Below are 16,374 nucleotides of genomic sequence, written 5' to 3' on the forward strand. Positions count from 1 at the left end.
TGGACGCCTGTCTGCCCCGTTGTCGAGAGGGATCTGGATGTCCGTGAGTGGTGTTCGTCGTGTTGTCGGTGGGTTGAGTGTTTTTGCTGTTTCTGCGGGCTTCGCGGTGGTTGCGGGTGTCGGGGTTGCTGGTGCGGCTCCGGTGACGGCGGAGTTCAATTCCGACGGGTACAAGGTGACTCGGACGATCAGTAACGGGACGCCGTCCGAGGGTGATGTGATCACGTCGAAGACGGTGTTCAAGCGAACTGCCGCGGTTCACAATCTGTATGCGGTGCGCGATTTTCATCCGGCGTGTATGACGTATGTCGATGGTTCGGCGACGGTGAACGGTAGTGCGTTCCGTGTCAACGAGGTGGCTACTGATTCTGTTCGTTTGAGTGCGGGTGCTACGGAATGGCCGATGTGGGGTGGTGACGTCAAGACGTTCGAATTCCAGTATCGCGTCGGTGCGGATTGTGCTCGTGGTACTGATTTGTCGACGACGGTGCATTTCGACGGGACGGTGTTCGTTGACGACACGACGAATGGTCGTGGTCCGTCGATCAACGTTCAGAAGAACGTGTCGACGACCACCGTGTCACCGGTCAGTGGCGCTCAGGTGGGGCAGCCGGTGACGTTGAGTGCGACGGTGACCGGTGGTGCCGACGGTGATTCGGTGGAGTTCTTCGACGCCGGTTCCAAGATCGGTGCGGGCGCGCTCGCCAATGGTGTTGCAACACTTGCCTGGACACCGACCACCCGTGGAGACCACTCGATCACAGCGAAGTTCGCCGACACGGCGCGTGCCGTCGGTTCCGCTTCGGCAGCGCTGATCGTGAACGTTTCGCAGGCCGATGCTCAGTCCAGTACGACGCTGGCGCCGATCTCGGGCGCGCAGGTCGGCAAGTCGACCAATCTCAAAGCGACTGTGTCCGCGTCGGGCACCGGTGGAACGGTCACGTTCAAGGTCGGCGGAACGGTGCTCGCTTCGGTGCCGGTGGCAGGCAACGGTGAAGCGACCTATGCCTGGGTTCCGACGGTCGCCGGTGCACAGACGGTGGAAGCCGTATTCGCCGGTCGATCCGGTGTCACCGGGTCGAGTACCACCGCGAATGTGACAGTCGCCGAACAGCCCGCCGGAACAACAAGCTCCACAACAGATCTCAGCGTAGTAGCGGGCCAGGTCGGCGTTGCCCAGACGATCTCCGCTCAAATCAGCCCCGCCAATGCGGGTGGCACAGTCACCTTCAAGGACGGCGAGACCGTCATCGGCACGGCCACGGTCGATTCATCCGGAAAGGCCAGCCTTTCGTGGAAGCCCGCAACTCGAGGGCAGCGAGTTGTCGCGGCGGAGTACTCGGGCGCCGGCACGGTGACGGCATCGTCCGATCAGGTCTCCGTCCAGATCGCCGCACCCGTCGACGGTGAAGAACCAGGCAACGGCACCGGTTCGCTCGGCAGCCTCGGCAACATCTTCGGCTCCTAGCCGCCGACACCTGGTGATGCCCCGCCCGCGTTCGGCGTTGGGGCATCACCCATTTCGCTCACTTCTCGAGAAGGAAAAGCTATGTCTGTAGGTTCTGCACGCCGTGCAGTTGCAGGTTTGAGTGTGTTTGCTGTTGCTGCGGGTTTCGCGGTGGTTGCGGGTGTCGGGGTTGCTGGTGCGGCTCCGGTGACGGCGGAGTTCAATTCCGACGGGTACAAGGTGACTCGGACGATCAGTAACGGGACGCCGTCCGAGGGTGATGTGATCACGTCGAAGACGGTGTTCAAGCGAACTGCCGCGGTTCACAATCTGTATGCGGTGCGCGATTTTCATCCGGCGTGTATGACGTATGTCGATGGTTCGGCGACGGTGAACGGTAGTGCGTTCCGTGTCAACGAGGTGGCTACTGATTCTGTTCGTTTGAGTGCGGGTGCTACGGAATGGCCGATGTGGGGTGGTGACGTCAAGACGTTCGAATTCCAGTATCGCGTCGGTGCGGATTGTGCTCGTGGTACTGATTTGTCGACGACGGTGCATTTCGACGGGACGGTGTTCGTTGACGACACGACGAATGGTCGTGGTCCGTCGATCAACGTTCAGAAGAACGTGTCGACGACCACCGTGTCACCGGTCAGTGGCGCTCAGGTGGGGCAGCCGGTGACGTTGAGTGCGACGGTGACCGGTGGTGCCGACGGTGATTCGGTGGAGTTCTTCGACGCCGGTTCCAAGATCGGTGCGGGCGCGCTCGCCAATGGTGTTGCAACGCTTGCCTGGACACCGGCTGACGTCCGAACCCACAGCGTGACGGCCAAGTATCTCGGTAATGCAAAGGTGGCGACCTCCACGTCGTCGGCTGTCGACGTCGTAGTGTCCGAAGCGGACAAGAGCACTGCAACCGCGATCACCGGTCCCGCAAGTGCAGTTGCAGGTGAGTCCGTGACCGTCGAGGCTACGGTGTCGCCCACTCCGGCGGGTGGCACGGTGCAGTTCAAGGACGGTGCAACCGACCTCGGCGGCGCCGTTCCCGTCGATGCCAACGGCAAGGCTTCGCTGACGAATTCCTATGCAGAAGGCGCGCATTCGATCGTGGCGGTGTACTCCGGTTCCGGTGTCTACCAGACTTCGACGTCGGCGCCACATGCGTTGACAGTCGCTCCGGTGGTGGTCGAGGAGAACACAACGACTACCCTCGTCGGCCCGTCGACCGCTTCGACCGGAGAGACATTGTCGTTCACTGCCTCGGTCTCGACCGGTGTTGCAGGTGGCACCGTGCAGTTCAAGGAAAGTGGCAGGGATCTGGGCTCCCCGATTCCCGTGGACGCAACCGGAAAAGCGACAACCACGCCGATCTTCAACGTGGCGGGTGAGTACAGCATCACCGCAGTGTTCTCGGGGTCGGGTAACTACCTGGGCTCGACATCGAACGCCCAGACCGTGAACGTCAAGGCGCCGGCTCCCACCGACCAGCAGACCCAGACGGTCTTGACCGTTCCGGCGGATGCAAAAACCGGTACGGCAGTTGGTCTGTCCGTAACCGTCACGCCGACGCCGGTTGGCGGCACAGTGCAGTTCAAGGACGGCTCGGGCAATCTCGGCTCACCGGTGCCGGTCGTCGAGGGCAAGGCGTCGATCATGCACGAGTTCGCGAGCGTCGGTACGCACGACATCACGGCCGTCTACTCGGGTGCAACAGGATTCCTCACCTCTACCTCGGCTGCTCAGTCGGTTTCGGTCACGGCTCCGGCCGCGGAGGATCAGGAAACGTCCATCACCGTGAGCGCTCCGGCGTCAGCGGTCAAGGGCGCGAAGGTCGATCTTGTTGCGGCAGTGGTACCTACGCTCAGCGCAGGAACGGTCCAGTTCATGGACGGAACCACCCCGATCGGTGGACCGGTTGCCGTGGTGAACGGTAAGGCCACGCTCTCGCACACCTTCACCGAACTCGGAGATCGCCGAATCACCGCGGTGTTCAGTGGAACTGACGGCTATCTCGGTTCCGAGACCCAGGCCGCAGTCACTGTCAGGGTAACGGCAGCGTCCGACGGCGGGGATCCCGGCAACGGCGGCAGTTCGACCGGTTCACTGGGAAGCCTGGAAAACATCTTCGGGTCCTAGCCCGACGCCTGCACACAGACGCCTCGCCGCGGAGAACACCTCCGCGGCGGGGCGTTTCCCGTCTATGAGTTCAGGGATTCGGCGCTACGACGTGCCAGGGCACGGTCAGGATGCAGTCACGAAGACGTCGCCGCGCGGGCTGCACGGGAATTCCTTGCGCCCGAAGAATTTCCAATGCGGCAGCCCAACGATGGCGAGGTCCGAACGAGGCGTGCGGCGCGGCGGTGGCCCAGGCTCGATCGGCCGCGCTGAGCAACGCGTGGATCGGCTCACCGGGAACGTTGCGGTGGATGAGAGCCTTCGGGAGACGTTCCGCGATGTCGGAAGGGCGCTCGATGTCGAAGGGATCCCAGGCCAGTGTCAGGGTCAATGGACGATCAGCGTCGAGAAGCACCCAAGCGCAACGTCTCCCGAGTTCGTCGCAGGTTCCGTCGAGTAGCAGCCCGCCCGGTGCGAGACCGGACTGAATGTGTGCCCACGCAGAGTCCACAGCCTCCTCCGGATACTGCCGGAGCACGTTGAAGGCGCGTACGAAGACGGGTGTGAGACCGGCAAGTTCGAATCCACCACGGGCGAAGCTGACACCGTCACGACTCTCGACCACGCGGGCGGGGTCGATCTCGAGCCCGATGACGCGTCGATCCCGCCGGACAGCGGTGAGGCGGCTTGCCATCTCGAAGGTGGTGTCCGGCCTCGCCCCGTACCCGAGGTCGACGATCAACGGATCGGTCGCGTTGTTCAGGGCGTGCGCGATAGTGCGGTTGTGCACGATCCACCGGTCACTACGTCGCAGTCTGTTGATTCCCGTCGTGCCACGGGTGATGACCCCCTCGATCTTCGGGGGTGGAGCTTTCTTCACGCCGGGTTCAGCGTGCGGCGAGCCAGGTCGCGGTGACCTGGGCTTCGGTGCGGAACAGATCTACGAGGTTGATGAGCATCAGTTGCTCCAACTTCGCGCCGATGAACGGTATGAAGACCTTGGCCTCGGACGTGGTTCGCAGCGTGGACCCGGTATCGGTCGCGAACAACTCCATGGTGCCGGACAAACTCCCCGGCCCGGCCGGGATGGACGCTTCGTACGTTCCGGTCACGGTGTCACCGAAGGCGCCGTACGACTCCTTACGAGTGATGACAAGATCCTTCTTCATCACCGTCTGAGCGATGTCAGGCAAATCCGTGCGCGGAAGAATGTGGTGGAGCACGAGATCGATTCCGGAATCGGTGACCTCGAAATGTTCCACATGGTTCTCGGAATGCTTGCGCATCTCCTCGACACGGGCCTCCCAGTACGAGCGGTCCGCCAGCGCCGCATAGACCTGCTCGGGGGAGTGCTGATAGCGGGCGGAGTAGTCGATGCGGCGAGCCATGATCGTAAAGAATACCGGTTACACGCTGTGACAAGCCAAATCGGCTGTATCCACAACTGCCGCCGCTCGCAGGGTTTTACTTCGTGATCCACTCCCGGGTGAAGTCCTGTTCGGCCTGGATGAGCCGGACAACCTCGTCGACAATCGCACTTTCGATCTTTCCGCCGAGGAACGGGATCTTGACCTCGACCTCACCGTCGATCTCGAGAGTGGCGGAGTTCTCGTCACCTGTCAGCACCTGCGTGCCCTCGACACGGGCGGGAACGCCGTCGACGTGGGCGGAAAAGGTGCCGGTGGCCTTGCCGTCCTTGAAAGGCGCCATCGTTTCACTGCGCTTGATGACGATGTCGCCGTTGACGACTTTCGACACCATGCTGGGGAGATGCTCTGCGGCAATGATCTGCGACATCGTGACCGCGACGGTCTCGTCGCGAACGGTCAGCTCTTCGATCGTTGCGCCGGGACCACCGACAGCGACGATTCGGTCGCGCCAGTACTGCTCGGAGGTCACCGCCTCATGGACCTTCTCGGCGGGGACTGTGTACTTCGACGAATGCTCGATGCGACGGCTCACGATTGTGGAGGCTACCGTTTATCGATGTGTGGGACGTAACCATTGGCAGACGCGTCGTGGAATCAGGCGCTTTCGTGTCCGAGAACGTTGACTTGTCGGGATTGACGACGCTCCGAATCGGGGGACCGGCGCGGCTGCTCGCCGAATGTCCGACGACGCAGTCGTTGATCGACGTCGTGACGCTGCTCGATCGCGAGCAGATCCCGACGCTGATTCTCGCCGGCGGATCCAATCTCGTGATCTCCGACTCGGGATTCGACGGAGTTGTCGTTCGTGTGGCCAACACCACCGTGAGCCTCGACACGGACCGCGTCGTCGCCGAAGCGGGCGCGGTGTGGGACGAAGTAGTCGGTCAATCGGTCGCCGCGGAACTGGGTGGCCTCGAGTGCCTGTCCGGGATTCCGGGCTCGACCGGTGCGACGCCGGTGCAGAACGTCGGCGCGTACGGCGTCGAGGTGGGCTCGCGACTCCGGCGAGTTCAACTGCTCGACCGACGCAATGGCGAAGTGTCGTGGGTCGAACCGTCGAAACTCGAATTGGGTTACCGGTCGAGCGTCCTCAAGCATTCGGACGCAGCACTGGTTCTCGCCGTCGAATTCGACGCGTCGACCGACGGATTGAGCGCCCCGCTCGCGTACCGCGAACTGTTCACCGCACTGGGGGCAGAAGAAGGCGAGCGGTTACCTGCGTCGCAGGTCCGCGAGGCAGTTCTGGGACTTCGGACGGGTAAGGCGATGGTGCTCGATCCGTACGACCACGACACCTGGAGCGCGGGTTCCTTCTTCACCAACCCCGTGGTGCCCGACGACAAGCTGCCTGCCGTGCTCGCAGCCATCGCCGAACAGCTCGGCGACGTCACCGTGCCGCAGTTCCCCGGCAGTGGTGGAACCAAGCTCTCGGCCGGATGGTTGATCGAACGGGCCGGATTCTCGAAGGGTTATCCCGGTGAAGATGCACCGGCCAGGCTGTCGACGAAACACACCTTGGCGTTGACCAACAGAGGGTCGGCAACGAGCGCGGATGTGGTCTCGCTCGCGCGGACAGTGCGCGACGGCGTCGAAGCCGCGTTCGGTGTCCACCTGGAACCGGAACCGGTAACTGTGGGCTGCACCATCTGATTCCTGACGGAGCCCGCAGGTAGCCTGTTGAAGTGCATGAGCTGGGTGGTAGGAGAAGTCGTTCGCGTCTTGTTGCGTTGGTAGCTGTATTGCTCGCTGTGATGGTGGCCGTCGTCGGCTGCACGATCGGTGGCAAGGACGGACAGGGCGGCGCGGCGGCCGCCGAGCCAGCACCGGTGGCGACCGTGGTGTCGACGCCGGCGCCCGGCACCAAAGATGTCAGCCCGGTCGCCCCCGTCTCGGTAGCCGTGACCCAGGGAACGCTGTCCGACGTCAGCCTCAGCAATGCGGCCGGTAAAGCCGTTGCAGGACAATTGTCGCCTGACAAGACATCGTTCACCGTCAGTGAGGCACTCGGCTACGGCACCACGTATTCGTGGTCGGGCTCGGCAACCGGGACCGACGGTAAATCCGTGCCAGTCCAAGGGAGCTTTACGACGGTTGCCCCGGAGTCGACCACCGGCGCCACCCTCAACATCGCCGACGGCCAAGAAGTTGGTATCGCGGCACCGATCACGTTGCAGTTCGACAACTCCGTCGTCGACAAGGCGGCCGTCGAGAAGGCGCTTGTCGTGACCACCGTGCCGCCCACCGCCGGATCGTGGGCTTGGCTGGCCGACGACAACGGCGGATCGCGGGCCCATTGGCGTCCGGCCGATTACTGGGTGCCGGGCACGACTGTCCATCTGGACGCCAAGCTATACGGCTTGAACTACGGCGGTGGCGCCTTCGGCGACCAGGATCTCACGCTCGACTTCACGATCGGTCGTAGCCAGATCGTGAAGGCGAATGCGCCCAGCCACCGCATGCAGGTGGTGCGCGACGGTCAGACGATCATGGACATTCCCGTCAGCTACGGCGAGGGAAACGAACCTCGCAACGTCACGCGCAGCGGCATTCACATGGTGACGGAGAAGTACGAAGACTTCATGATGTCCAATCCGCCGTTCTACGAGAACGTGCGTGAGCGTTGGGCCGTGCGCATCTCCAACAACGGCGAATTCATCCACGCCAATCCTGAGACCACCGGGGTGCAGGGCTCGTCGAACGTCACGAACGGTTGCATCAACCTGTCGACATCCGACGCGCAGGAATACTTCGGAACCGCCCTCTACGGTGACCCCGTAGAGGTGACCGGCACGTCGATCGACCTGTCTCCTGCGGACGGCGACATCTACGACTGGGCAATCGATCTGCCGACCTGGAAGTCGATGTCGGCACTGCCGTAACTCTGTACTGCGGTAAATCCGTGGATGAGGGAACCGTCCGGGCTCTGCTTGCGTCTGTACAGGTAAGTGCTGTCGGCTCGGGGGAGTCCGACGGGGGTTTTCGACTTCAGGGGGACAGCGGTGGGCATTCCATTTCTGGAAGACGTGCTGGGAAGAATCTCCGATGCGACGCAGGCCGTGCCTCCCGGCGTGGCGGCATTGCCAGTTGTCGGCACTCCCATCGCGAGCGCAATCGCTACATCTGCTCTGGTGCAATCCATAACCGACGACCGCGGCGCGTTCGACGACGAGATGGCTGCTGCGACCGTCGACGCCGATGTGGAGCGCGCACGAGCCTGGGGTGAGCGCGATGCCCTCACCGCTCAGACGTCGTCGCTCGAGTACAGCGAACACGCAATCGTGGACGACGATCCGTTCGATGCGATGTCGCACTCCGAAATCTTCGACCACGTCAACGAGATGAATCCGGCAACCCTGAGTGCGATCGGTGAGGCTTGGAAGGCCATTGCAGGCCGGGTCGAAGCCGGCATCGGGAAGTTCCAGAACGACGTGAACGGTGCGATCACCGAAGGCTGGCAGGGGCGCGGCGGCTCGGCTGCGCTGGAAGCAGTGCTGGCCTACTCGGCTGATGCCGGTGAGCTGAAGGTGCGGGTCGATCTGATCTCGAACAAGATCGAGGAGGCGAAGATCGCACTCGACGAGGCCAAACGCTCGATTCCGGCACCCGACGGCGCCTCCACGGTCGAGAGGTTTCTCAGCATGGTTCCCGGGGCTACATGGAAGCAGGCCCAATACGAAGCGGAAGAAGCCGAACGTCAAGCGCGCCAGGTGATGAAGGACGTGTATCTGCCGTCCATGAAGCGTGCGGACGATCAGGTGCCGATCCTCCCGGCCGCATTCAATCCGGTCACCGGCGGTGGAGGGGCTGGAAGTGGCGGGGCTGGAAGTGGCGGTGCATTCGGTGGTGGTGGTGCCGACGGGGGGAACACTTCGGGTCCAGGAAACGGGCTCGGCACGCCATCTACATCGGGTGGCGGAATTGGCGGGGGAGCGGACGGTGGAAACTCCGGCGGGGCAAACCCGCCCGGACACGGTTCCGGTCAGAATCCATCCGGCACCGATTCCGGAAATGGTGACAACCGTAGCGGCGTTGATGCCCAAGGGAATCCGAACGTCGATGCAGTTCGATCCGGAACCGATTCCGACCCGGCCCGGACCACGGCGGCACAAGCCGGTCCACTGTCCGCCGGTGCAGCGCCAGATAGCCTAGCTCGTGCAACTCCGAATGGTGCTCAGCTTGGTTCCGGAACGCCGTCAGGCCTGGTAGGTAGCGGTTCGGGTGGTGGTCCTGCTGGTGGAATCGGTACCGGAGGCTTCGGGCCAGGCGGAACCGGAGTCGGAGCCCTCGGCCCTGGCGGCGTGGGCGGCCTCGCCGGTGGCGGACGTGGGGGCGTCAACGGAGCTGGCGGTACCTCGGCGACGGGCGCGCAGAGCGGTCGGGGCGCGATGGGTGGCGTCGGCGGCATGGCACCGGGACGAGGGCAAGGGCAAGACGAAGACAACGTTCACGACACCCCCGGCTACCTCGTCACAGTCGAGAACGGCAATGCCCTGGTCGGCGACCTACCGATGGTCTCCCCGGCGGTGCTGGGCGAATGACCACCATGCAGTGGCAGTTCACCGGCCTCGAATTCCAGATTCTCTGGGAAGCGGTCGGACGTGACCGACTCCCGTACCCGCTGCGGTTTCGTCCGACGGCCGAAACCATGAACGAGCTGACAGAAGAGCGACGTCGAGCGGGAGCACACCTGGCTTGGTTGCTCGACGATCGGCTGCATCACGTTCTCGGTGCTCTTGCGAATCCTGATGCTCGCGTTGAGGTTTCCGGTTTTCACGGGCAGAACATGAGTACGGTGACGCGATTGCACGGCGTTGTTGCCGGCGACCTGGGGGTGCTCCTGACTCAACTGCCCGGCAGAACTGTCGACTGTGGCTCCGACGTGGTTTTCACCGTGGTACGCCCATCGGCAATTCCACGGATGCTCGTCGATCACCTGCCGACCTGCCCCGCTGGATCGGAGCGTGGTGTGAGCATCGAAAGGCCGAAAACTTCCGGTAGAGCGAGCTTTCTGAGCAGTGCTGCCGGTGCGCGCGGGAGCGAGGAAGTGAGCAGATTCTTCGGCCGAGAGCGGACCTCGATCGGTGAAGTCACCACATACCCGGGAGGAGCGGTGGACAGCAGACCGACAGACGACGGAATAACGTTCCACTGGTACGACTATGCCGGAGATGGTCGGTACATCGTCACCGCTGATGAAACCGTAAGTGCCCGTAGCGCTTCCACGGAAATGACGGAGGCCGAGATTGCACGCAATCTCGGCCTCGTCCTGCACCGGGTGATTCGCACTGGTTAGTCAGAACGATTCGAACTAGCTGGTGGTGCGGTGGAACCGACCGGGGCTTGCCTGATCCCTCGGCTTGACGATGATCTGATCGAGGTTCACATGTGACGGCCGCGACGCGACAAAACCGATGATCTCGGCGATGTCCTGCGCCACCAACGGTGTGATTCCCTCGTACACCTTGTCGGCCTTGTCCTGATCGCCCTCGAACCGGACGAGTGAGAACTCCGTCTCGACGGCTCCCGGCGCGATTTCGGTCAGTCGAACGGGCTTGCCCAACAGTTCACCACGCAATGTCCGATGAAGGACGGCTTGAGCGTGCTTGGCGGTGGTGTAGCCCGAGCCGTTGTCGTATGCCTCCAGCGCGGCCACCGAGGTGATGGTCACGACCAGACCGTCACCCGAATCGATCAGCTTGGGCAGCAGTGCCTTCGTCACACGCAACGTGCCCAGAACATTGGTCTCCCACATCCACCGCCAGTCGTCCAGATCGGCGTCCAGGACTGTTGCCAGACCCTTTGCACCACCCGCGTTGTTGACCAACACGTCGACACGTGGGACCACGGCCGCAAACGCGTCGACGGAATCCTCGTCGGTGACGTCGAGTTCGAGAGCGGTACCACCGATTTCCTCGGCGATCTTCTCGAGACGATCGACGCGGCGAGCACCGATCACGACGTGGAATCCCTGAGCTGCCAGGGTGCGGGCGGTGGCCTCACCGATTCCGGAGCTGGCTCCGGTGACTACGGCGATGCGGGCATCGGAAGAAATGGTCATGATGCAATCGTAGGGCTAGTCGGCGGCATACTCTGCTTCCCGTTCGATGGATTCGATGTGACGACGCGGTACTTGTATCCGACCGGGTGTGTAGGTGACGGCGCGCAGCGCGCCGCTGTACCGGAAGGGACCATGGCGTCGTCGTACCTCCCACGACACAGGTCCCCTGGCGTCGACACCGACCGAGATACCGGTCCACGGCGCCATTCCCACCAGTTGTACTTGCCCGAGCAGCCGGCCCGCGTGAATGCCGTCGACGCTGACGTGGAGATCCCAACGCAACCGCGGTACCACCGTCACCGACAGCTCGATGCGTTCGGTGCCGAGCGCCAGCGGTCCGGCGTCGACAACGGAGTAGGAACCGAACGCGTTGTACCCGAGATGCAGGTGCCCGTCCTCGACGTAGAGAAGGTACCCACCCTGCGGATCGCCATGGGCGACAAGGACACCGGCGTCACTTTCGCGGTAACCGTCGAGTTCGACCGTGATGTCGAAGTCGCGGAACCCGATCAGCTTGGATGAGCGGTAGCGCTCCAGCGGGGGCGTTCCGGCAAGTAGTCGCACCGGGCGTGAGAGTGCTCCTTCCTCCGGACGGCGAACCGCGCCGACGGTATTGCCGAGTAGAGGAAACACGGTGTTCGCCCACGCCGAGTGGTCCCAGGCCTCGGCGAGTTCGCGAACCTTGTCGGGAAACCGTGATGCCAGGTCGTCGAGCTCGGTCGGGTCGGTGCGGACGTCGAACAACTGCCAGTGCGGTTTGTCGATGTCCGCCGGGGTGAGAGCCAGCAGTTTCCAGCCGTCCTTGTAGTAGCCACGGTTGCCGGTCATCTCGGTGTACTGCTCGGTGTGAGTGCTCGGAGCGGCAGACGAACGCAGAACGGACGCGGAAGACACCCCGTCGAACTCTTTCACCGGGAGCCCGTTTCGCACACTGGGTGCGTCGATTCCGGCCAGTTCGAGCAGCGTAGGGGTCAGGTCGGTGACGTACGCGAACTGGTCGCGAATCCCGTTGTCGTCTGCTCCGGGTTTCAGTCCAGCGGGCCAGGACAGGAGAAAAGGAACACGGATCCCGCCGGCAAAGGATTGCCCTTTGTAGAACCGGAACGGGGTGTTGGACGTCTGTCCCCATCCACGTGGATAGTGGACGCCCAATTCAGGTCCGCCGATGAGGGATTCGTCGTGGGGGACATCGCCCACCCAGTCCGGATCCTGAATATGCGCGAACTGTGCGAAGTAGCTTCGGGTCCCGTCCGAACCGCCCTCGGCGGTGCCGCCGTTGTCGGAGGTGAAGACGATGATCGTGTTGTCGAGCTCGCCGAGTTCGTCCAGGGTGTCGACGATGCGTCCGACGCTCTGATCGATCGAGTCGACCATCGCCGCGTACACCTCCATGTAGCGGGCGAACCTGGACTGCACTTCCGGCGTGAGTGATTCCCATTCGGGGACGTCGAAGCCGGGTTCGGAGTTTCGCGGTGCTTGTTGCGTACCTTCCGGAAAGAGGCCTTGCACGAGCTGAGAGGCGAACCGCGACTCGCGGATTCGATCCCACCCTTCGTCGTAGCGGCCGCGGTACTTTTCCTGGTCGGCAGGCTTGGCCTGCAACGGTCCGTGCATGGCGACGTGTGCGAAGTAGAGGAAGAACGGCTTGTCCTGATCGTGGGCGCGGAGGTCCTTGATGTACCCGACCGCTTTGTCGGTCAGATCGTCGGTGAGGTAGTACCCCTCGGGGTACTCGTCCACGTCGACCACAGAATTGTCGGAGATCAGTTGATTGGGATAGTAGAAGGAGTTGAGGCCTTCGAGTGAGCCGTAGTAGCGATCGAAACCGCGCTGCGTCGGCCAGGAGTCACGACTTCGTCCCGGGGCCAGGTTGGCGTCGCGTACGAGGTGCCACTTGCCGACGGCATAGGTCGCATAGCCCGCGCCGCGGAGGATTTCGGGGAGTGTCTGGACGTCGTCGGCCAATTCCAGACGCAGTCCGGGGTAGCCCGGATCGGCGTTGGCGACAAAACCGTACCCGGCGCGGTGCGGATTCAGGCCGGTGAGAAGAGCTGCGCGCGACGGAGAGCAGAGGGGCGTCGTGTGATAGTTGGTCATCCGAATGCCCTGCGCGGCAAGGCGGTCGAGGGTGGGAGTCTCGATCTCGGAGCCGAACGGCCCGATGTCGCTGTACCCCATGTCGTCGATCAGAACCACGACGATGTTGGGTGATCCGGGAATCGGGGTCGTGGAGGTGGGCCACGACGGGGTCGAATCGGCTGCGGTGCGGCCGATTCGACCCTCGAAGCCTTCGTATCCGCGGGCGTGCGGAGGAGGGGCGGAATCCGGTGAAGTCATGGGAGAGTCGAGGCGCCTTCGATGATCGAGTATTCGGAAGCGTCGCCGGCGATGCTGCGGCTTCGTTCCCCGTGGATGTTGACCGGGATGTCGCCGGCAAGGGTGATGCGCTCCAGCCGCCGGTACTGATCGTCGTAGTCGGCGATCGCGTAGTGCTGGGTGGCGCGGTTGTCCCAGATCGCGACGTCACCCGCTTCCCAGTTCCACCGCGTCGTGTACTCGAGCTTGATGGCGTGATCCTGCAAGAGCTTGAATACACCGTTCGACTGTTCGGTGCTCAACCCGACGAAGTTCTTGACAAAATGTCCGAGGACGAGCGTGCGTTCTCCGGTTTCGGGGTGGACCCGCACCACCGGGTGTTCCGTCTCGAAGTACGTGGACTGGAACTCCTCGCGGTAGGCGGCCGTGCGATCTTCGGTGAGCCGCTCGGCGCTGGTTGCCGCATAGTCGTAGACGTTCGTGTGGCGAGCCCAGAGGTTCTCCGCGAGCGCCTTGAGCGGATCCGGCAGTCCGTTGTAGGCGGCTACCCCTGACGCCCACGTCGTGGAACCGCCGTATTCGGGTAGCTGCACCGCGCGCAGGATCGAAGCCTTGGGGATGCGGTCGACGAAGGTGACGTCGGTGTGCCAGCTGTTGGCCTTGCCCAGGTCCGAGTCGATGGGCAGAACTTTTGCGCCGTGCGACTTCACGGTGGGGTGGGCAGTGGTCGGGGTACCCAGCAGATGGGCGAACTCGTACTGCGAATCGTTGTCGAGGTGGTCTTGCCCGCGAAAGAAGATCACCTTGTGTTCGAGAAGTGCTTGCCGGATGAGGGAAATCGTCGCCGGGTCGAGATGCCCGCCGAGAGTGATTCCGTCGATTCGGGCGCCGATATGCGCGCCGAGGGTGGTGACAGTGCCGCGAGCGGCGTCAACGGCCGCTCCGTTCGTTGATGCCGAATTCGTGAGGGTCGGCTTGGCGAAAGCTGTAGACATGGTGCACCTTTCGTGGGGAGTGTGCCCACCCAAACACGCGAGATTTCGCCCCGACAGGGTTGCGTTCAGTGTGATCGTTACCGCACCTGATTTGTGAATCTCGGTGAAGCTGCTACTTTTGGAGCCATGTCGACCGACCAGCCTGCCGCTTTGCGGGTCACCTATGTGACCGCTGCGCTTGGTTCGCGTCTGCCTCTGGCGCGAGAGCTGTGTTGTCGCCGCCGTTCTTTCTGCAGCTAATTTCTGCGCCTTTTCTGTCTATTTCTTCGTGTGACCAGTGGAAACGCTGATTTCTCGGTCGACAGAGATATGCGCCTTCTCCTCCTTCTGCAAGGGACAGCCATGTCGACACCCACAATCTCCGCCATTCCGAATATCCGATCGCGAACCGCGCTCTCGGGAACCCGGACCCGTACCCAGATAGTTGCGCCCGAACTACGCATCGCCGACGGCCCGTCCGCGACTGTGTTGCGCATTGCTCGATCCCGTGGGCCGCTCTCACGTGACACTGCGGCAAAGGCATCAGGACTGAGCATCGCCACCGTGAACCGGCAGGTCACGAGCCTGCTGGACCTCGGGATCCTGCGCGAACGCGCGGACCTGACGGCCTCCGGAGCAATCGGGCGTCCGCGAGTTCCGTTCGAGGTCAACCACGAGCCTTATCTGACAGTCGGCATCCACATCGGTGCCGTCGTCACCAGCATCATTGCCAGCGACATTCGTGGAAAGGTGCTCGGCGCCGTCGAGATTCCGACGCCTGCCACCAATTCTGCTGTCGCGCTTGCCACCATTGCGCGCTCGGCCAAATCCTTTGCCTCGCGGTGGCACAAGCGTCGTCCGCTCGCCGTCGGCGTGGCCATCGGCGGTCGCGTCGATTCAGCGACCGGAGTCGTCGATCACCCGCGTCTGGGATGGAAGGGCGCCAAGGTCGGGTCCATCATCGGAGCCGGCTTGGATCTCCCTGTATCGGTAGCCGCCCACGTCGAGGCGATGGCCGCGTCGGAACTTCTGCTCAGCACCGACCGTGCCGAAGCCCCGACGCCGGGCACTACCGGCCTGTACTTCTATGCTCGTGAAACTGCCGGTATCGCAATCACTTTCGAAGGGCGAGTACACACGCCGTCCAGCGGACCCGGTTCGATCGCGCACCTCCCCACCGGTTCGTCCGCACGGTGCACCTGCGGAGCCGTGGGTTGCCTTGAAGCGACGATCAGTGACCGCGCCGTAGTCGCGCGGGCTTTGTCTTCGGGCGCCGTGATCCAGGGCAGCGAGCGTGTCACGATCGCGGACGTCTACCGGGCCGCGTCGTCGGGTTCCATTCCGGCACACGAGCTTCTGGTTGATCGAGCACGCGTCCTCGGCCGGACAGTGGCGATGCTGCGTGACCTGTTCAACCCGGATCGGGTGATTCTGGGTGGTCAGGCATTCACCGACTATCCGGCCGGGGTGCCCCATGTCGCCGAGGCCTTCTCGACGGCATCCTCCTTGGAGCGTAAGGACATTCGAATTACCGGTTTCGGCAATCGGGTTCAGGAATACGCTTCCACGGTCGTGTCACTGAGCTCGCTGTTCGCCGATCCGGCGGCGGCCATGCGGCGTGCGTCGGCCGTCTGACTGCGAAGAGGGCAGTCAGAGTTCCGGTCGATCGAGCACCCGCAACCACGAACCGTCGGGCTGGCGGCGCGCCACCTGTGTGCGTCCGCCGGTTCCGTCGGAAGGTTTGGTCGAGGTCATGGCGAGGTCGTCGCTGATCACCGTTGGTAGGGCTTCCTCGACGGTGAATCTCGGTGCAGCTGCCAGCATCTGAGAGATCACCTCGCGGATGGCTTGGCGGCCCACGGTGAGTGATCCGGGCGGGAAGGCCATCACCGCATCCTCCTCGTAGAGTGCGGCGACGGCGTCTGCGTCACCAGCGTTGGCGAACTGCACAAAAAGCTTCGCGATGTCTTCCGGGGTTCCGGCCTTCTGAACGTCATCTGTTGTTGTCATGCTTCCATCGTTCTACCGCACCGG

Annotated in this window: 14 protein-coding genes; 7 read left to right on the forward strand and 7 right to left on the reverse strand. The window is 63.1% G+C overall.

What is annotated here, in order from left to right:
* Positions 1 to 37: 37 nt before the first annotated feature.
* Together P0M12_RS20340 and P0M12_RS20345 are read left to right on the forward strand one after the other, a co-directional pair.
* The gene (locus P0M12_RS20340) at positions 38 to 1,468 is read left to right on the forward strand and encodes an Ig-like domain-containing protein (RefSeq protein WP_277376751.1); all 1,431 of its coding nucleotides are present in this window, start codon (positions 38 to 40) and stop codon (positions 1,466 to 1,468) included.
* A gap of 81 nt (positions 1,469 to 1,549) precedes the next feature.
* On the forward strand, positions 1,550 to 3,583 hold the full coding sequence (locus tag P0M12_RS20345; RefSeq protein WP_270009033.1) for an Ig-like domain-containing protein: 2,034 nt from the start codon (positions 1,550 to 1,552) through the stop codon (positions 3,581 to 3,583).
* 70 nt (positions 3,584 to 3,653) lie between these two features.
* Here the strand turns inward: P0M12_RS20345 and P0M12_RS20350 are convergent, their stop codons facing one another.
* The 3 genes from P0M12_RS20350 to P0M12_RS20360 all read right to left on the reverse strand — a co-directional run bounded on the left by P0M12_RS20350 (position 3,654) and on the right by P0M12_RS20360 (position 5,524).
* Positions 3,654 to 4,442, reverse strand: a complete 789-nt coding sequence (locus P0M12_RS20350) for a hypothetical protein (protein WP_007735354.1) — start codon at positions 4,440 to 4,442, stop codon at positions 3,654 to 3,656.
* Between the two features lie 7 nt (positions 4,443 to 4,449).
* On the reverse strand, positions 4,450 to 4,950 hold the full coding sequence (locus P0M12_RS20355; protein WP_007735352.1) for a DUF2505 domain-containing protein: 501 nt from the start codon (positions 4,948 to 4,950) through the stop codon (positions 4,450 to 4,452).
* A gap of 76 nt (positions 4,951 to 5,026) precedes the next feature.
* Positions 5,027 to 5,524, reverse strand: a complete 498-nt coding sequence (locus tag P0M12_RS20360) for a DUF2505 domain-containing protein (RefSeq protein ID WP_042452956.1) — start codon at positions 5,522 to 5,524, stop codon at positions 5,027 to 5,029.
* A 74-nt stretch (positions 5,525 to 5,598) separates the two neighbouring features.
* Here P0M12_RS20360 and P0M12_RS20365 point away from each other — a divergent pair, with 74 nt between their 5' ends.
* The 4 genes from P0M12_RS20365 to P0M12_RS20380 all read left to right on the forward strand — a co-directional run bounded on the left by P0M12_RS20365 (position 5,599) and on the right by P0M12_RS20380 (position 10,285).
* The gene (locus P0M12_RS20365; protein WP_158170618.1) at positions 5,599 to 6,642 is read left to right on the forward strand and encodes a UDP-N-acetylmuramate dehydrogenase; all 1,044 of its coding nucleotides are present in this window, start codon (positions 5,599 to 5,601) and stop codon (positions 6,640 to 6,642) included.
* Between the two features lie 32 nt (positions 6,643 to 6,674).
* A complete protein-coding gene (locus P0M12_RS20370; RefSeq protein ID WP_042452959.1) occupies positions 6,675 to 7,871 on the forward strand; it encodes an Ig-like domain-containing protein in 1,197 nt (398 codons plus the stop codon).
* 120 nt (positions 7,872 to 7,991) lie between these two features.
* Positions 7,992 to 9,530: a hypothetical protein gene (locus P0M12_RS20375; protein ID WP_277376752.1), complete on the forward strand. Its 1,539-nt coding sequence runs from the start codon at positions 7,992 to 7,994 to the stop codon at positions 9,528 to 9,530.
* The gene (locus tag P0M12_RS20380) at positions 9,527 to 10,285 is read left to right on the forward strand and encodes an ESX secretion-associated protein EspG (protein WP_054187843.1); all 759 of its coding nucleotides are present in this window, start codon (positions 9,527 to 9,529) and stop codon (positions 10,283 to 10,285) included. Before P0M12_RS20375 ends, P0M12_RS20380 begins: the two co-directional genes overlap by 4 nt.
* 15 nt (positions 10,286 to 10,300) lie before the next feature.
* Here P0M12_RS20380 and P0M12_RS20385 read toward each other — a convergent pair whose 3' ends face one another.
* The 3 genes from P0M12_RS20385 to P0M12_RS20395 are packed head-to-tail and all read right to left on the reverse strand — an operon-like array spanning position 10,301 to position 14,361.
* Positions 10,301 to 11,050 (reverse strand): SDR family oxidoreductase, encoded by a 750-nt coding sequence (locus tag P0M12_RS20385; RefSeq protein ID WP_003942076.1) that lies wholly within the window; start codon positions 11,048 to 11,050, stop codon positions 10,301 to 10,303.
* 15 nt (positions 11,051 to 11,065) lie between these two features.
* Positions 11,066 to 13,387, reverse strand: a complete 2,322-nt coding sequence (locus P0M12_RS20390; protein ID WP_065455926.1) for an arylsulfatase — start codon at positions 13,385 to 13,387, stop codon at positions 11,066 to 11,068.
* Positions 13,384 to 14,361 (reverse strand): TauD/TfdA family dioxygenase, encoded by a 978-nt coding sequence (locus tag P0M12_RS20395; RefSeq protein ID WP_007735342.1) that lies wholly within the window; start codon positions 14,359 to 14,361, stop codon positions 13,384 to 13,386. The genes P0M12_RS20390 and P0M12_RS20395 overlap by 4 nt, the downstream gene beginning before the upstream one ends.
* Before the next feature lie 342 nt (positions 14,362 to 14,703).
* On the opposite strand from P0M12_RS20395, the gene P0M12_RS20400 reads away from it, so the two are divergent.
* The gene (locus P0M12_RS20400) at positions 14,704 to 15,975 is read left to right on the forward strand and encodes an ROK family protein (protein ID WP_082845690.1); all 1,272 of its coding nucleotides are present in this window, start codon (positions 14,704 to 14,706) and stop codon (positions 15,973 to 15,975) included.
* A gap of 15 nt (positions 15,976 to 15,990) precedes the next feature.
* On the opposite strand, the gene P0M12_RS20405 is transcribed toward P0M12_RS20400, so the two are convergent.
* Positions 15,991 to 16,350, reverse strand: coding sequence for an SgcJ/EcaC family oxidoreductase (locus tag P0M12_RS20405; RefSeq protein ID WP_054782316.1), 360 nt, complete (start codon positions 16,348 to 16,350; stop codon positions 15,991 to 15,993).
* Positions 16,351 to 16,374: the final 24 nt, after the last annotated feature.

This window comes from Rhodococcus sp. RCBS9 (assembly GCF_029457415.1).
In the GTDB taxonomy this organism is placed as follows: Bacteria; Actinomycetota; Actinomycetes; order Mycobacteriales; family Mycobacteriaceae; genus Rhodococcus_F; species Rhodococcus_F qingshengii.

Bases quoted from the DNA above. Each gene is read 5' to 3' on its own strand.
- P0M12_RS20345 (WP_270009033.1), top strand. From the start codon at position 1,550: ATGTCTGTAGGTTCTGCACGCCGTGCAGTTGCAGGTTTGAGTGTGTTT.
- P0M12_RS20405 (WP_054782316.1), bottom strand. From the start codon at position 16,350: ATGACAACAACAGATGACGTTCAGAAGGCCGGAACCCCGGAAGACATC.
- P0M12_RS20380 (WP_054187843.1), top strand. From the start codon at position 9,527: ATGACCACCATGCAGTGGCAGTTCACCGGCCTCGAATTCCAGATTCTC.
- P0M12_RS20395 (WP_007735342.1), bottom strand. From the start codon at position 14,361: ATGTCTACAGCTTTCGCCAAGCCGACCCTCACGAATTCGGCATCAACG.
- P0M12_RS20385 (WP_003942076.1), bottom strand. From the start codon at position 11,050: ATGACCATTTCTTCCGATGCCCGCATCGCCGTAGTCACCGGAGCCAGC.
- P0M12_RS20400 (WP_082845690.1), top strand. From the start codon at position 14,704: ATGTCGACACCCACAATCTCCGCCATTCCGAATATCCGATCGCGAACC.
- P0M12_RS20340 (WP_277376751.1), top strand. From the start codon at position 38: ATGTCCGTGAGTGGTGTTCGTCGTGTTGTCGGTGGGTTGAGTGTTTTT.
- P0M12_RS20390 (WP_065455926.1), bottom strand. From the start codon at position 13,387: ATGACTTCACCGGATTCCGCCCCTCCTCCGCACGCCCGCGGATACGAA.
- P0M12_RS20355 (WP_007735352.1), bottom strand. From the start codon at position 4,950: ATGGCTCGCCGCATCGACTACTCCGCCCGCTATCAGCACTCCCCCGAG.